The sequence below is a fragment of the Streptomyces herbicida genome (genome assembly GCF_032656585.1).
Lineage (GTDB): Bacteria > Actinomycetota > Actinomycetes > Streptomycetales > Streptomycetaceae > Streptomyces > Streptomyces herbicida.
This window is the reverse complement of sequence record NZ_JAUYWJ010000022.1, coordinates 1-12744: the sequence shown is the minus strand read 5'-3', so window position 1 is coordinate 12744 and position 12744 is coordinate 1. Positions and strand designations below refer to the sequence as shown.

12 protein-coding genes and 1 pseudogene are annotated in these 12744 nt (G+C 68.1%); 8 read left to right on the top strand and 5 right to left on the bottom strand.

Going from position 1 to position 12744, the window contains the following annotated elements:
* Positions 1 to 392: 392 nt before the first annotated feature.
* Positions 393 to 1232, top strand: coding sequence for a hypothetical protein (locus Q8A52_RS36200; protein WP_316759390.1), 840 nt, complete (start codon positions 393 to 395; stop codon positions 1230 to 1232).
* Positions 1233 to 1558: 326 nt separating this feature from the next.
* On the opposite strand, the gene Q8A52_RS36190 is transcribed toward Q8A52_RS36200, so the two are convergent.
* Positions 1559 to 2092 (bottom strand): DUF4232 domain-containing protein, encoded by a 534-nt coding sequence (locus Q8A52_RS36190; protein WP_316759387.1) that lies wholly within the window; start codon positions 2090 to 2092, stop codon positions 1559 to 1561.
* Positions 2093 to 2639: 547 nt separating this feature from the next.
* Between Q8A52_RS36190 and Q8A52_RS36185 the strand changes: the two genes are divergently transcribed.
* Both Q8A52_RS36185 and Q8A52_RS36180 read left to right on the top strand, forming a co-directional pair.
* Positions 2640 to 3113, top strand: a complete 474-nt coding sequence (locus Q8A52_RS36185; protein ID WP_316759386.1) for a GNAT family N-acetyltransferase — start codon at positions 2640 to 2642, stop codon at positions 3111 to 3113.
* Between the two features lie 59 nt (positions 3114 to 3172).
* A pseudogene (locus tag Q8A52_RS36180) lies at positions 3173 to 4044 on the top strand (IS5 family transposase).
* Here Q8A52_RS36180 and Q8A52_RS36175 read toward each other — a convergent pair.
* Positions 4028 to 4564, bottom strand: a complete 537-nt coding sequence (locus Q8A52_RS36175; RefSeq protein WP_408649317.1) for a GNAT family N-acetyltransferase — start codon at positions 4562 to 4564, stop codon at positions 4028 to 4030. The pseudogene Q8A52_RS36180 and the gene Q8A52_RS36175 overlap by 17 nt on opposite strands.
* Positions 4565 to 4826: 262 nt before the next feature.
* On the opposite strand from Q8A52_RS36175, the gene Q8A52_RS36170 reads away from it, so the two are divergent.
* Together Q8A52_RS36170 and Q8A52_RS36165 are read left to right on the top strand one after the other, a co-directional pair.
* Positions 4827 to 5024 (top strand): hypothetical protein, encoded by a 198-nt coding sequence (locus Q8A52_RS36170; RefSeq protein ID WP_316759382.1) that lies wholly within the window; start codon positions 4827 to 4829, stop codon positions 5022 to 5024.
* A 290-nt stretch (positions 5025 to 5314) separates the two neighbouring features.
* Entirely contained in the window at positions 5315 to 5818 is a 504-nt protein-coding gene (locus Q8A52_RS36165) for a dirigent protein (RefSeq protein ID WP_316759379.1), read from the top strand.
* Between the two features lie 691 nt (positions 5819 to 6509).
* On the opposite strand, the gene Q8A52_RS36160 is transcribed toward Q8A52_RS36165, so the two are convergent.
* The gene (locus tag Q8A52_RS36160) at positions 6510 to 7337 is read right to left on the bottom strand and encodes an alpha/beta fold hydrolase (protein ID WP_316759375.1); all 828 of its coding nucleotides are present in this window, start codon (positions 7335 to 7337) and stop codon (positions 6510 to 6512) included.
* A gap of 69 nt (positions 7338 to 7406) precedes the next feature.
* Here Q8A52_RS36160 and Q8A52_RS36155 point away from each other — a divergent pair, with 69 nt between their 5' ends.
* A complete protein-coding gene (locus Q8A52_RS36155; RefSeq protein WP_316759371.1) occupies positions 7407 to 7862 on the top strand; it encodes a MarR family transcriptional regulator in 456 nt (151 codons plus the stop codon).
* Between the two features lie 653 nt (positions 7863 to 8515).
* On the opposite strand, the gene Q8A52_RS36150 is transcribed toward Q8A52_RS36155, so the two are convergent.
* Complete coding sequence (locus Q8A52_RS36150) at positions 8516 to 9007, bottom strand: DUF6086 family protein (RefSeq protein WP_408649316.1); 492 nt, start codon at positions 9005 to 9007, stop codon at positions 8516 to 8518.
* Positions 9008 to 9463: 456 nt separating this feature from the next.
* Between Q8A52_RS36150 and Q8A52_RS36145 the strand changes: the two genes are divergently transcribed.
* Positions 9464 to 10654 carry an NAD(P)/FAD-dependent oxidoreductase gene (locus tag Q8A52_RS36145; RefSeq protein WP_316759368.1) on the top strand — a complete coding sequence of 397 codons (1191 nt, stop codon included), beginning with the start codon at positions 9464 to 9466 and terminating at the stop codon, positions 10652 to 10654.
* 10 nt (positions 10655 to 10664) lie between these two features.
* Positions 10665 to 11600, top strand: coding sequence for a sigma-70 family RNA polymerase sigma factor (locus tag Q8A52_RS36140; RefSeq protein ID WP_316759365.1), 936 nt, complete (start codon positions 10665 to 10667; stop codon positions 11598 to 11600).
* Positions 11601 to 12082: 482 nt separating this feature from the next.
* On the opposite strand, the gene Q8A52_RS36135 is transcribed toward Q8A52_RS36140, so the two are convergent.
* Positions 12083 to 12744: RNA-guided endonuclease TnpB family protein (locus tag Q8A52_RS36135; protein WP_316759363.1), on the bottom strand; the 662-nt coding region annotated here is incomplete at its 5' end.

Here is a 12744-nt window from a genome sequence, read left to right as displayed (position 1 = left end):
CCGTCCACGCCTCCGTGGCGATCAGCGTCACTGCCCAGGGGCCGAGCAGGAGTGCCATCGGCGATGTGGAGAGCTTCGACGAGTGTGGCCAGCAGCCGTTCACTCACTCGGCTGCTCCTTCGTCTCCTCGTTCTCCAGGATGTCGGGGTCGACGAGGCAGAGCAGGAATGGAATCCTCGTAGTGGCGGTCCATGACGAACTCAAGCAAGGACGGGAGCATGCATGCCGTGGCGTCACGCGCGAGAGCACTTCAGGCAGCTTCTGGCCAGGAGCCTCTGACTGGGGCAAAGCCCCTCTGGCCGACGCGCGCCTTTCCGTCGGCGCCAGGCCAGTTGCCAAACGCTGCCAGGCCTGCCTTCACCGAAGCCCACCTCGGCAACGACCTCGGCAGTGTGCCCATACACTCGGATGAGCGGGCTGCCACGCGGCCTGACGGGGAGGAGATCAGGGGATCTGTCGCCTTCGCTGCGCAAGAGCCCCTTCCACCACGCCTCAGGATCAAGCACTTCGCCGTTGAAAGCCCGCAGCCTCATCACCGTGCCTCTCCTCAACCCGACCCTCCTGTCAGGTCGGACAAGAGCATCGCTGAACTCAGCGAGTTCCAGGACCAGAACACTTCGCTCACCTCCTTCACGAAAACCGCCGCGGGCGTCAGCATTGTGGTCGAAGCGAACGGTGTGTCCCCCACGACGGAACACCCCGACGGCTTCAAGTTCACCCAGACAATCGACACCACCGCCCCGCTCGGTGGCGCAGCCTCACCGTATGTGGATCCGCATCCCAACGACGATGCCAAGCCGTTCTACTGGACCGATGCGGAGCAGGCGGCCAATCCCACGACGTTCCGCGACTCTCCAGCGCGGCCCGCGCCTGCAGCCGGCACGACTGACTGGGACGCCACACTCACGCTCAATGGCGTCAACGAAACGACCAAGACGGTCACCGCCTATGACGCTCTGACATACGGTTTCTCGCGAGACAGCGCGGGCTCTGTGACGACGCGGAATCCACAGTCCACGAGTACGGCGGCACATCGGAGCATCCTGGCGTCGGAGTTCCCGGGCTGGACCTTCAATTGGGGCCTTACCAAAGGAGAGAAAGCAGTCATTGGCGTGCTTGGCGGAGCAGGAGCCGGGGCGGTGGTTGGGGGTCTGGCTGGTGGCCCGCTTGGGGCCATTGTCGGCGCGGGTATCGGTGCGCTGGTGGGAGGGCTGGGCTCACTCCTCTTCTAGTGCCTTGGTCTTCTCGAATACTTCCCGCTGACCGGGCCATGCGGATCTGATCACGCCGGCGGGGAGAAGGATGACGTCTTGAACAATGCTGGAACCGGTGCCAGTTGAGACCACTGGGTCCCGAGGCCCGCGGGAAATAGCCGGTTACGGGTTGCTCGCCAGGTTCGGCGCGGGCCGCATGGGCTCCGTCTACCTCTCTTGTACGCGCGGCAACCAGCCGGTCGCTCTGAAGGTGATCCGCCGGGAGAACGCCCAGGACGTGGGGCTCCGCCGGCGCTTCGACCATGGTGGGCGCGCCCATGCACACGCTTTACCCCGGCTTTGTGTCAGTGCAGTTGGGGTACCCCCAGCAGCATGTCGAGGTCACACACCTGTGCCCGCCGGTGGCCCCCCTTCGCATCGTTCAGCTGCACACGAGAGCCGTAGTCGTGCGCCGTGGGGTGCGGGGGCCGTACGTCGACGCGAGGGTTGTATTCGGCCATGACCTCACAGGACCCGGACGGCGCGCCGATCGCGTCGTAGAAGACCGGGATCGCGATGCTGTGGCCCGGCTTCAGCACCAGATGGACCGGCGTGGACTCCTTCGGCTTGGAGTCGGCCGACGGCCCCTTGCCGACGTACACGCTGAGAGCCGGGTATCCGTCGAAGGCGCAAGGCTTGGAGCCCTTGTGCACGGCGCTGAGCGTCGCCGTCGGTGTGTTGTGGGACTTACCCGGGAGCAGGGTCATCTTCCAGCTCAGCTGGGGCGTTCCGCATGCGGCAATCCGGGTTCCCGAGACGCTGCCGCTCTGGCCGCAGGCGACGGCACCCAGCAGCATCACCAGGCCGACCGTGCAGAGCACCGCTGTCCCCCGTGACATGAGTTCTCCCCTGGATGACGCCACTCCCGCGGGGCCGAGTGCCGCCGCTCCTGCCTCACCGGACAACCAGATGCGGGCAGGCGCGCCGAGGTTCCACAACGACCGGCGAGATGATCAGCTCCCTCGCGCGATCTCGCGCAGCCTCACCAGACGCTCCCTCGTCCCATGAGCACGGACCAGGTCCACCCCACATCACCCGCCAGCAGCACCCAGAGATCGGCAGCGCCCCTTCCCCTGCCGCTCTCGGCCACCAGGGCGTGTATCGAAAGTTGATCTTACGGCTTTGGGAGCGATTGAGTTCGGGACGTGTTGGCCTGGCTGGTCGGCTGGTGCAGCGGCGGGCGGCAGCCCCATCCGCAGGTGCACCAGCGTGACGAGGAGCCGGTCGACGAAGACCAGGCGTTGCTTGGGCCCGCCACCAACAGCCGTCCTGCGGTCCCCGCCACCCGGATAGGGCAGGGTGGGAACGGGCCGCACGGGCCCAGGCTTGCGTCACAACCTGCCCAACACGTACGGACCTTCGCCTGTGACGGCCAGGGCGCCTGCCATGATCGTCATCATGGGGATACACATCGCACCGGCCGCGGTGGCCGACTTCCACCAGGTCCTGACTGATCACTCCCGTTACTGGGGCGAACGCGACCTTCGGTCGCTGCACCTTCTGGCCCTGGTGCAGGAGTTCGGTTCCACCTGCTTGGTTGCCCGGGCCGAGGACGGAATCCGCGGGTACATCTTCGGGTTCGTCACCCCAGACGGCACCGGGTACGTGCATCTGATCGCCACGCGGGATGATGCCCGTGGCACCGGTCTCGGGCGTCGTCTGTACATGGCGTTCGCCGAGGCAGCGGAACGTCACGGTGCACGGAAGTTGAAGGCGATCACGTCAGTTGAGAACACCGGCTCGATCGCCTTTCATCGCAGCCTCGGCTTCGACACGAAGATCGTCGACGACTACAACGGCCCCGGCCGGGCTATGGCCGTCTTCCACCGAGATCTGTCGCTCAACGTCTCGCGGCCCTGACCCACCAACCGTCACCGGTAATCGCTCCCAGGTCGTGAGTCGTGGGATGATCTTGGTTCGTGGCACGTGGAGATCTGACGGACGAGCAATGGGCGGTGCTGGAGCCGTTGTTGCCGAGGGGCAAGAAGCCCGGCCGCCCGCTGACGTGGGCCCGGCGACAGCTGATCGACGGCATACGGTTCCGGGTCCGCACCGGTGTCCCGTGGCGGGACATGCCCGCCGAGTACGGACTCTGGGTCGCGTGTACGACCCGTTCCGTCGACGGCAGCGGAACGGCACCTGGCATCGGACCTTCACCGCGTTGCAGGCCCGGGCGGATGCCAAGGAGCTGATCACCTGGGACCAAAACGTAGACTCCACGATCGTGCGCGCCCACCAGCACGCCGCCGGTGCGTGTAAGAAGGGGAGTTCCGACAGGAACCGCCTGGCGGTGTCGCCCGCGTGCCGGACGACCACGGGCTAGAACGCTCCCGCGGCGGTCTCACCACCAAGCTGCACCTGGCCGTCGAACAGAGGCAGAGGCCCATATCCATCGTGATCACGGCCGGGCAGCGCGAGGATTCTCCGCAGTTCGAGGTCGTGCTGGGCCGCATCCGGGTGCCCCGACTGGGGTGCGGCAGGCCCCGCGTGCGCCCGCGACGGGTGCGGGCGGACAAGGCGTGCGTCCCGCAAGAACCGCGCCTACCTGCGGCGTCGCGGTATCCGCTGCACCATTCCGGACAAGACCGACCACGTCCGCAACCGCAAGAAGCGCGGGTCCAGCGGTGGTCGGCCACCGAAATTCGACCCAGAGAACTACAAGGCCCGGCAAGCGGTCGAGTGCGGCATCAATCACCTCAGGAGACATCGAGCCGTGGCCACCAGGTGCGACAAACTCGCGGTCCGCTACGAGGCCACCGTCCTCGGTGCCGCCATCAACGAGTGGTTGTGACGTACTGGTCCGACGACAACTCGAACACCCGTACTTGCCGACCGCAGGTGGGATTCACGGTCTCACGGACCGGATGCATCCCCAGTTTGGTCATGATCCGTTCGGAGGCGTCGTTGCCCACTTGAGCGATGCTGACGATCCGCTCCAGCCCTCGCTCTTCGAATCCGAACCGTACAGCGGCCGCAGCGGCCTCGGTGGCCAAGCCCTGCCCCCAGTGTGAACGCCCCAGCCGCCAGCCGACCTCAACGGCCGGCAGTACCTCCGGCAAGAAGGCGGGTACCGAAAGGCCGGTGAACCCGGCCAGCTCGCCAGTGGACCGGATCTCCACGGCGAACAGACCGAAGCCCTGTGACTCCCACTCGCTTTCCCATGCCTGGACCCCGCCGCGAGTCTGCTGTTCGTCACGGACGCTGCCGTCACGGATCCACCGCATGACCTCGGGGTCGGCATTGATGGCAGCCATGGGCGCAACGTCTTCCTCGTGCCAGCGACGCAGGATCAGACGGGGTGTCTCAAGCATGACCATCCGATCATTCTGGATTACACATGGGCTCTCCGCCATCCTCACCAGGCACTTTCGATACACGCCCCAGTACGAGAGGACGATGCCGGGCTTGCCGTAGCTGCGGCCGCTGCGCGCGCCCCGGTCAGCCGGCGGCATCGACGATGACGCCGAAAGGCAGGACGTGCGAGCCGTGGACGGCGATCGGCCTCCGCGACGAGGCGGTGGCGCTCGGAGCCCTGTAGCCGCCCACCGGGGCCCTGGCAAGAGGAACTGGCCGATGCGTGGAACCATGTCCTACGGCATCATCATCAACGGTCCGCTGCGCATCGGCGGCTACGCCTCCCACGAGTGCACGGAAACCGACCCTGTCGTCGACGGACGGGAGGGCTCGACCCTGCACTGGGTGATCCCACGACAGGACCTGGCCGAGCGACGATTCGACCGCGTGCACGTTTCGTTCTTCTGGAACCCGTGAGCCGATTCGTCCCCGCCGTGCCGGAACTGAGGCCGCCGGTCCCGGGCGGCGGCGAGACCCGTCCAATATGCCGAGGTGCCGGCCGGGATGCGGGGGACGCGCGCCGCGAACCACTGGTCCCATCGTGCCGCAGGCGTAGGCGGTGGCACGGCCGGGTGCGAGCAGAAGCTGCGGTGGGGGCGGTGAGCGACACGCCGTACCAGGACCACCCGGGTATGACGCTCACCCTATTGCTGGATTGCAGTGGTTGTGGCGTGCCCGTGATCGGACGCTGACCCTGGAGACGCACCATGCGCCACATCAACCGTCTGGGTCTGAGCGCGGCCACCGGCCTGGCCGCCGCTCTCTGCTGCGCCCCCCTGGCGTCGGCCGCCGTATCCGCCACCGACCCCCAGCCGACCGGCGACAAGGAAGAGGTCATTCGCCTGACGGCGGTGGCGACGCAGGCCACCTCCCTCGATTTCCCCGCTGCCGGGCCCAGTCAGGGAGACGAACTCATCGTCGCGGGAAGCGTCCTGCAAAACAGCACCACGGTGGGCACATACGACGAGACCTGCACGACGACCCGTACCGGCAGCGGCGATTCGAGCACCGTGCAGTGCGTGGTCACCCTCACGCTTCCCAAGGGGAAGATCACCGTGCAGGGAGCTTTCCCCATCACCAGTACCGGCCCCGGCGACATCACCCTGGCGATCACGGGAGGCACGGGTGTGTATCGCACCGCACGGGGCTACGTCCAGGCCGTGAACACGAGCTCCACCGAGACTCAGGTCACCCTCCACGTCATCCACTGACCCACCGGCGCCGTTCCCGTGCCGAGCTGAACCTGTCGGGCTCGCCCACAACCGTACGGACGTGGGCGAGCCCCCGCTCACCCACAGAGAGCTGAGGGGGCCAGCCCCTCAGTTGTTCAGGAAGCGCCAGCGCCACCAGCCACACGCCCCCCACGAACTTGCCGGCGTCAGGTGGGGACTCAGGGGAGCCATCCGGCGGTCGAATTCGGCATCGAGCCTGGCCACGAGCCTGCCCAGATCGATACGAGCACCGCGGGGAAGCCACAACAACACGTCCTCCAGCCGGTCTCGCGCCACGAGTGGATCACAGCATTCGCAGGCCATCACCGGATCCGGCAGCACGCGCCCTGGCTGCCCCAGATACCACTGGCACTCAGCCAGGGCAGCGGCAACAGCCCCCGGCCACAACCGGTCCTCTTCCAACTTGCGGATCGAAGCGCGAGTCGCCGCGGACACACCGGCGATCCGGCGAACTGGAACACCTCTTCTGGGCCGCCAACGCTTCGCACGCAGCCCCTTCGGACGCCTACGCGGCATCGGCCTTTCGGATCAACATGCCGCCATCCTGCCACGGACCCGACTGCCTGCGCGCACAGCCACCATGGGCCCCGCACCGCTTCAGGTGCTCTCATTTCTCATCGCCCTTCCCGCGCCCATCGGACGACGAGCAATGGACGAGACGTTGGGGCTGTCAGCCCAGGAAATCCATCAGCCGGGCGTTCAACTGCTTCGGCGCGGTGAGTGGCAGGGAGTGGTGGGTGGCTCCGGGCAGCACTGCCACCTCGCCCTGCGAGAGCATCCGGCGGGCCCTGTCGGCGACCTTGACGGCGTGGTGGGCGCGGCTGTGCTCCGCGAGCAGGACCAGCACCGGCATGCGGAGTGCGGCGGCCCGGGGGCGGCCGCCGGCGACGAGCTTGCGGCCGGGAACAGTGGTGGCGAGCGCGTAGAGGCGCTGCCAGGTCTCGTCCGGGTGGACATCTGCAGTCTCCCAGGCCAGGAAGGCGCGGGCACGGCCCTCGCTCGGGCGGATCAAGGTGGGCAGCGCGCGCAGCAGGTAGCCGGGGCGGAACCCGGCGAAGACCTGGGTGGGATCGACGAGGGCGAGGCGATCGACCCGCTTCGGTGCATGCAGTGCGTACCTGACGGCCAGCCAGGCGCCATACGAGTGACCGCACAGGTGAGTGCGGTCGAGCCCGAGCCCGTCGAGCAGCGCGTCCAGCCAGGCCGTCAGATCGTCTGCGCTTTTCAACGGTGTGCCCCGGCGTTCGGTGCGGCCTGCGTCGCCCACCAGGTCAACCGCATGGACCCGGTACCGCTCACCGAGAGCCGATGCGTTGGCGAACCAGACCAGGCCGGTGGCCGAGCCGCCGGGCAGCAGCACCAGCGGGCTGCCGTCCGCCGGACCGTACACATGGACCCGGGTGTGCCCGTACGGCGTGGCGACGTCGCGCTCCTCGGTGGACTCGGGCCAGCGGGCGCGGAGTTCGTCGTAGACAAGGTCGAAAGCGGACAGGGACACGGAGTATTCCTCTCGCTCAGCGATAATCTCGATCAGCGAGATACTATCCAGGAGTCCAAGGGAGTGTGCATGGACGATCAGAGCCCGGTGATGGGGCTGGTTCACCTGCTGCGCGCGGTGACCGTGGAGTTCGACCTGCTCGGCGCCGAGTTCGCGGCGCGCCACAGGCTGCATCCCACCGATGTGCGCGCGCTGATCCACCTGCTGGACGCGGCGCGGGCCGGTACCCGTGCCACGCCCGGGTGGCTCGGCGAGCAACTGCGCCTGAACTCGGCCGGAACCACCGCCCTGGTGGATCGGCTGGAGCGGCTCGGACTGGTCCGGCGCAGCAGGGACACGACCGATCGGCGACGCGTGCTGCTCGAGGTGGAGGAGAAGGCCATGGAACTCGGGTGGACCTTCTTCGGGCCGGTGATCGGCGAGGTAGTGGTGGCCGCGGAAGGTTTCGAGGCGGGCGAGTTGGAGACGGTGCGTCGCTTTCTGACCTCGGTGTTGGAGTCCGCCGGGCGGGCGCGTTCAGTCTGACAGGGCTTCGGCGCGGCGAGTGCCTCCTGCTTCGCACCGGAGGATGCAGCGGCTGCAAGCTCTCCTACACCGCTGAGGAGCGGCCCATGGCGGCCCATGGCGGGCCACGGTGGCACCTCGGGCGTGCGCTGACGCTGCGCCTCGTCGGCGGCACACTGGAGACGAGGGGGCTTGCCGCCGACCCGGAAGCCCTAGCCATCTCCGCTCCTGCCGTACTGATTCGCCACCGGCCGACCGGCAGCAGACAAGAAGCATCTTCGGCGTGCGCCACGGCATTTACCACGCCTCCGGCGCGCACCGAAGGTGCGCCGGATCGCTGTGGCTCCGGTGGCTCGATGGGCTGGTGCCGGTGCGGCGGCGTACCCGGCACGGGCGGGTGCCGTCCCTCGACGCCGAACCGGGCAACGGGCTGCCGGTGCACGACCTGGTCGCCGCCGACGTCGACCATCTGAGGCGAGCGGACTTCAGCCAGCTCCCACAGCGCCGACGGCTGCGCCAGGTCACCGCCGCCCAGCCGGCACAGCAGCTGTGCCGCTTTCGCCCCCGGCGGCAGTCCGTTCCCGCTCAAACAGCGCTGCCAGACCCACGGGACCATTCCTCTCATGGCCGCACGTGGGGGTCCACCAATCGCTTCCTCGTACGCGTTTGCCTGGTCAGCGGGGCATTCGCCGCCCCAGCTCCAGCGCCTTCTCACGCAGTCCCGCAGCCCAGGCCTCACCTTCCGCCAAGGCGGACATCCCCGTAATGGCGGAAACCTGCACATCTTCGAGCTGCCCTTCCGGGGCGGCTCCGAGCAGTGCCCAATCCACTCTGATGCCGGCACGCTCCGCAAGAACCAGCGCTGTGGCGGTGAAGCCTTCGGAAAGTGCGATCACTATGGCGTGGTTCGCTCGTCGGTGCTGCGCCAGCAGCGCATTGACGAAGGACTCGAAGGTGACCGGGTTGATCTGGCACTCGTCGTTCTCCATCGGCCCGATGCCCGACGAAAGTCCCAGCTCCGCCTCGAAAACCGCTACTTGGCGTCGGAACATACGGGAGGCCCCATTGGATGGGTTCCAGAGGGTCACGTCGCCCATGTCGAAGTACTGGCTCATCGCAGCGCCTTTCACCTGATCATGGCAGGTCAGCGTATCCGGCCGAATCATCGCAGTCATGGGCGCCATGTCCGGGCCAGACGCCGGTGCGCTGGCCAGCAGCCGGAGGTCGCTTCCGCAGGGACGTCACGGGCGACATTCTGACTCGGTGAAGGCGCTGAAGTGCAGGCTGACCTGACGGTATATATGCAGGTCAGCCAGTGCGCTCCTCGCACAGGTGGAGATGGACCCCATCCAGGCGTCTCCGCAGGACGACCGGGCGAGAGCGCCATGTTCTTTTAACCCCGTCGGAGTCTCTGAGGGGGTGGGTGTTACGCCGATCGACAGTTGGCCCTCTCGAGCCGCAGTTGACCATCGCCCCGTTTCGACTGCCCAAGACAGGACCAAGCGCCTGTCGGAGACTGGGCCGCTCGTCTTGGTTCGGTGACCCGCGTCACACCCGGCTCCTGTCAGCAATCGGGGCTCCATCTCGTTCAAGGGGCACGCGAACGAGACAGGAGCAACGCCATGAAGCACCGCATCGTCGTACTCGGCGCTGGATACGCCGGGGCCTTCGCCGCCGGAAACCTGGCCCGGCGGCTCTCTCCCGCCGACACCGTGATCACCGTCGTCAACGCCGCGCCCGACTTCGTTGAGCGGATGCGGCTCCACCAGTTCGCAATCGGCCAGGACCTCGCGTTCCACAGGCTCGCCGACGTATTCGCGGGCACCGGGGTGCGGCTGCGCCTGGCGCTCGTCACCGGCGTCGACCCCGAGCGCAGGACCGTCGCCGTGACCGGCGAGGACGGCGACGGCGAGCTCGCGTACGACACGCTTCTCTATACGCTCGGCAGCTCCATAGCCCACCATGGAGTCCCCGGCGTGGCCGAGTACGCCTTCGATGTGACCGGCCGGTCCTCGGCGCTGTGTCTGCGCGAGCGCCTGGCCGGTCTGGGCGAGGGCGACAGCGTGCTGGTCGTGGGTGAGGGACTGACCGGCATCGAGACCGCCACCGAGTTCGCCGAGTCCCGGCCCGACCTCTCGGTCGCGCTCGCCGCCCGCGGCGAGCTGGGCGCCTGGCTCTCCGCGAAGGCCCGCCGTCACCTGCACCAGGCCTTCGACCGGCTCGGCATCACCGTCCACGAGCACACCTCCATCGAAGCCGTCGAGCCGACACGGGCGATCGCCGCCGACGGCACAACCCTCCCGGCCGACGTGACCGTGTGGTCGGCCGGCTTCGCCGTGCCCTCCCTCGCGGCCGAGAGCGGCCTGGAGGTCGCCGAGACCGGCCAGATCATCGTCGACCGCACCATGCGCTCGGTCTCGCACCCGGACGTCTACGCCGCCGGTGACTGCGCCTACGCGATCGGCGAGAACGGTCGGCCGCTGCCGATGTCCTGCGCCTCGGCCGGCTTGACCAACATGCAGGCGACCGCCGCGATCATCGCGCGCCTGACGGGCAGCGAGGTCCCGAGCATCGGGCTGAAGTACCACGGCAACCACATCAGCCTCGGTCGGCGGGACGCGATCTTCCAGATGGTGGACGGGAACGTCCGGTCGAAGTCCTGGTACCTGGGCGGCCGGACCGCCGCGCGGCTCAAGTCGGCGGTGCTCAAGGGGGCCAGGTGGGGCATCGCCCACCCGACATTCGGCATGCCGAAGCGCAAGCGCCGCCTGGCCACCGCACCTGACCGGGGCGGTGTGAGGGTCGCCGCATAGGCTCTTCCACATGGACAGCGCAGCCATCGATCGGTTCGAGGCCAGCCGCGGCCGGCTGGCCTCGCTCGCGTACCGTCTGCTCGGCTCGGCTGCCGACGCCGAGGACGCCGTGCAGGACGCATTCCTGCGCTGGCAGGCCGCGGACCGGGAACGTATCGAGTTGCCGAATGCGTGGCTGACCAAGGTCGTCACCAATCTCTGCCTCGACCGGCTCCGCTCGGCGCAGGCACGCCAAGAGCGCGCAGTCGGCGACTGGCTGCCCGAGCCGCTCCTCGAGGGCGACCCGATGCTCGGCCCCGCCGAGACCTTCGAGCAGCGCGAATCGGTGTCCTTGGCCGTACTGACCCTCATGGAACGCCTCTCGCCGGTCGAGCGGGCCGCTTACGTCCTGCGCGAGGCCTTCTCGTACCCCCACACCGAGATCGCCGGGATCCTCGACATCACCGAGTCCGCGAGTCAGCAGCACGTCCACCGGGCCCGACGCCGGGTCGTCGCCGAGCGTCGCGGCGGCGAGGTGGACCCGGCGTCCGCGCGCCGGATCGTCGAGGAGTTCCTCGCCGCCGCCGCGTCGGGGCGCACCGAACGGCTGGTGGCGATGCTCACCGCCGACGCGACCGCGGTCTCGGACGGCGCCGGACTGGCCAGGCGGCTGCTGCGGTGCACGACACGCGAGCGCGTCGCCTCCTACGTGCGGGCCGGCTTCAAGCCCACTCCGGCGAAGCGGCGGCTGGCCGGCGGCTCCCCCACGTTCCACATCGCGCTGGTCAACGGCTCCCCGGCCGTCCTCGCCGTGGTCGACGACCGGGTCGTCGGCACCGTGGCGTTCGAAGTCAGCGACGGCAAGGTCGCGTCCCTGCGTGGCATCGCCGCCGCGGACCGGCTCACGCGCCTCAATGAGATCTGGCGCCAGCACACACCCGACGCGGCAGTCATCAACGCATGGTGACCAGAGCCATCGGAATCCAGTGACCTGAGTCGGAAGGAGGACGGCGCCCCTTCGGCCCCCGCGTTGCACAGCAGCACGGGGCCGCAGCAGGTCCGTCTCTCGAATCAGACTCGGCCATGCAGTTCGGATCCCCGATGGCCGGCTATCGGTCGACGCAGTGGCCAACTACGAATCGTCAGGGACGGATGGCCAGGGCGGATCCGAGCGCCCCCGGCCACCTGTCACTCGAAGTCACAGCGGGTGTGACGTTCAGCGGTAGATGGCCCTCGGCAAGGCATGGCCAGTTGCCCTTGAGCGTCACCCACTGGTCAGAAGGGTTGCAGCCATGTGTGGCCACCTCTCGCTGGGAGTCACAGTGGGTCGTCGGCCCGAAGGCATGACCCGCTAACGACGGTGGGCCCCCTGTCCGCCACGAGCGCCCGTGCCGGGATGAGACGGCGCTACAGACGCGCGACACCCTGAGCGTTGACGTGCTCCCTGGCCTAAAGTCCAGGGATTCCGGCCTGGGTCGGCTGACCCTTCCGGGGGCTTCCTGCTTCACCGCGCTGTGCCGGGACTTTCGTCCTGGTCTTACCGGCGCTCCACGAGGCGTTTAGCGTCTCCACCCGTCCGGCGGCGACTTTTCGGCGTCCTTCGAAGAGGACGTTACGTGCTGCGTTGTGGTCGCGGTCGTGCACGGTGCCGCATTCGCCGCATGTCCACTCGCGGACGTGCAGGGGCTTGGGGCCGTCCCGGAATCCGCAGGCCGAGCAGACCTGCGAGGACGGAAAAGCGCGGTCCACCTTGGCGAAGACGCGGCCGTGCAGAGCCGCCTTGTACTCCAGCATGCCGATGAACGCGGACCATCCTGCGTCGTGCACGGACTTGGCGAGCCGGGTGCGCCCGAGGCCGGACACCGCGAGGTCTTCCACGTACACCGCTTGGTTGTCGCGGATGATCTGTGTGGAAGCCTTGTGGTGCCAGTCCCGGCGCCGGTCCGCCGCCTTGGCGTGCTGGCGTGCGACCTTGATGCGGGCCTTGGCCCGGTTCTTCGATCCCTTGGCCTTGCGGGACAGCTCCCGCTGAAGGCGCTTGAGTTTCTTCTCGGCCCGGCGTAGGAAGCGGGGGCTGACGATCTTGCTGCCGTCGGACAGGACGGCGAATG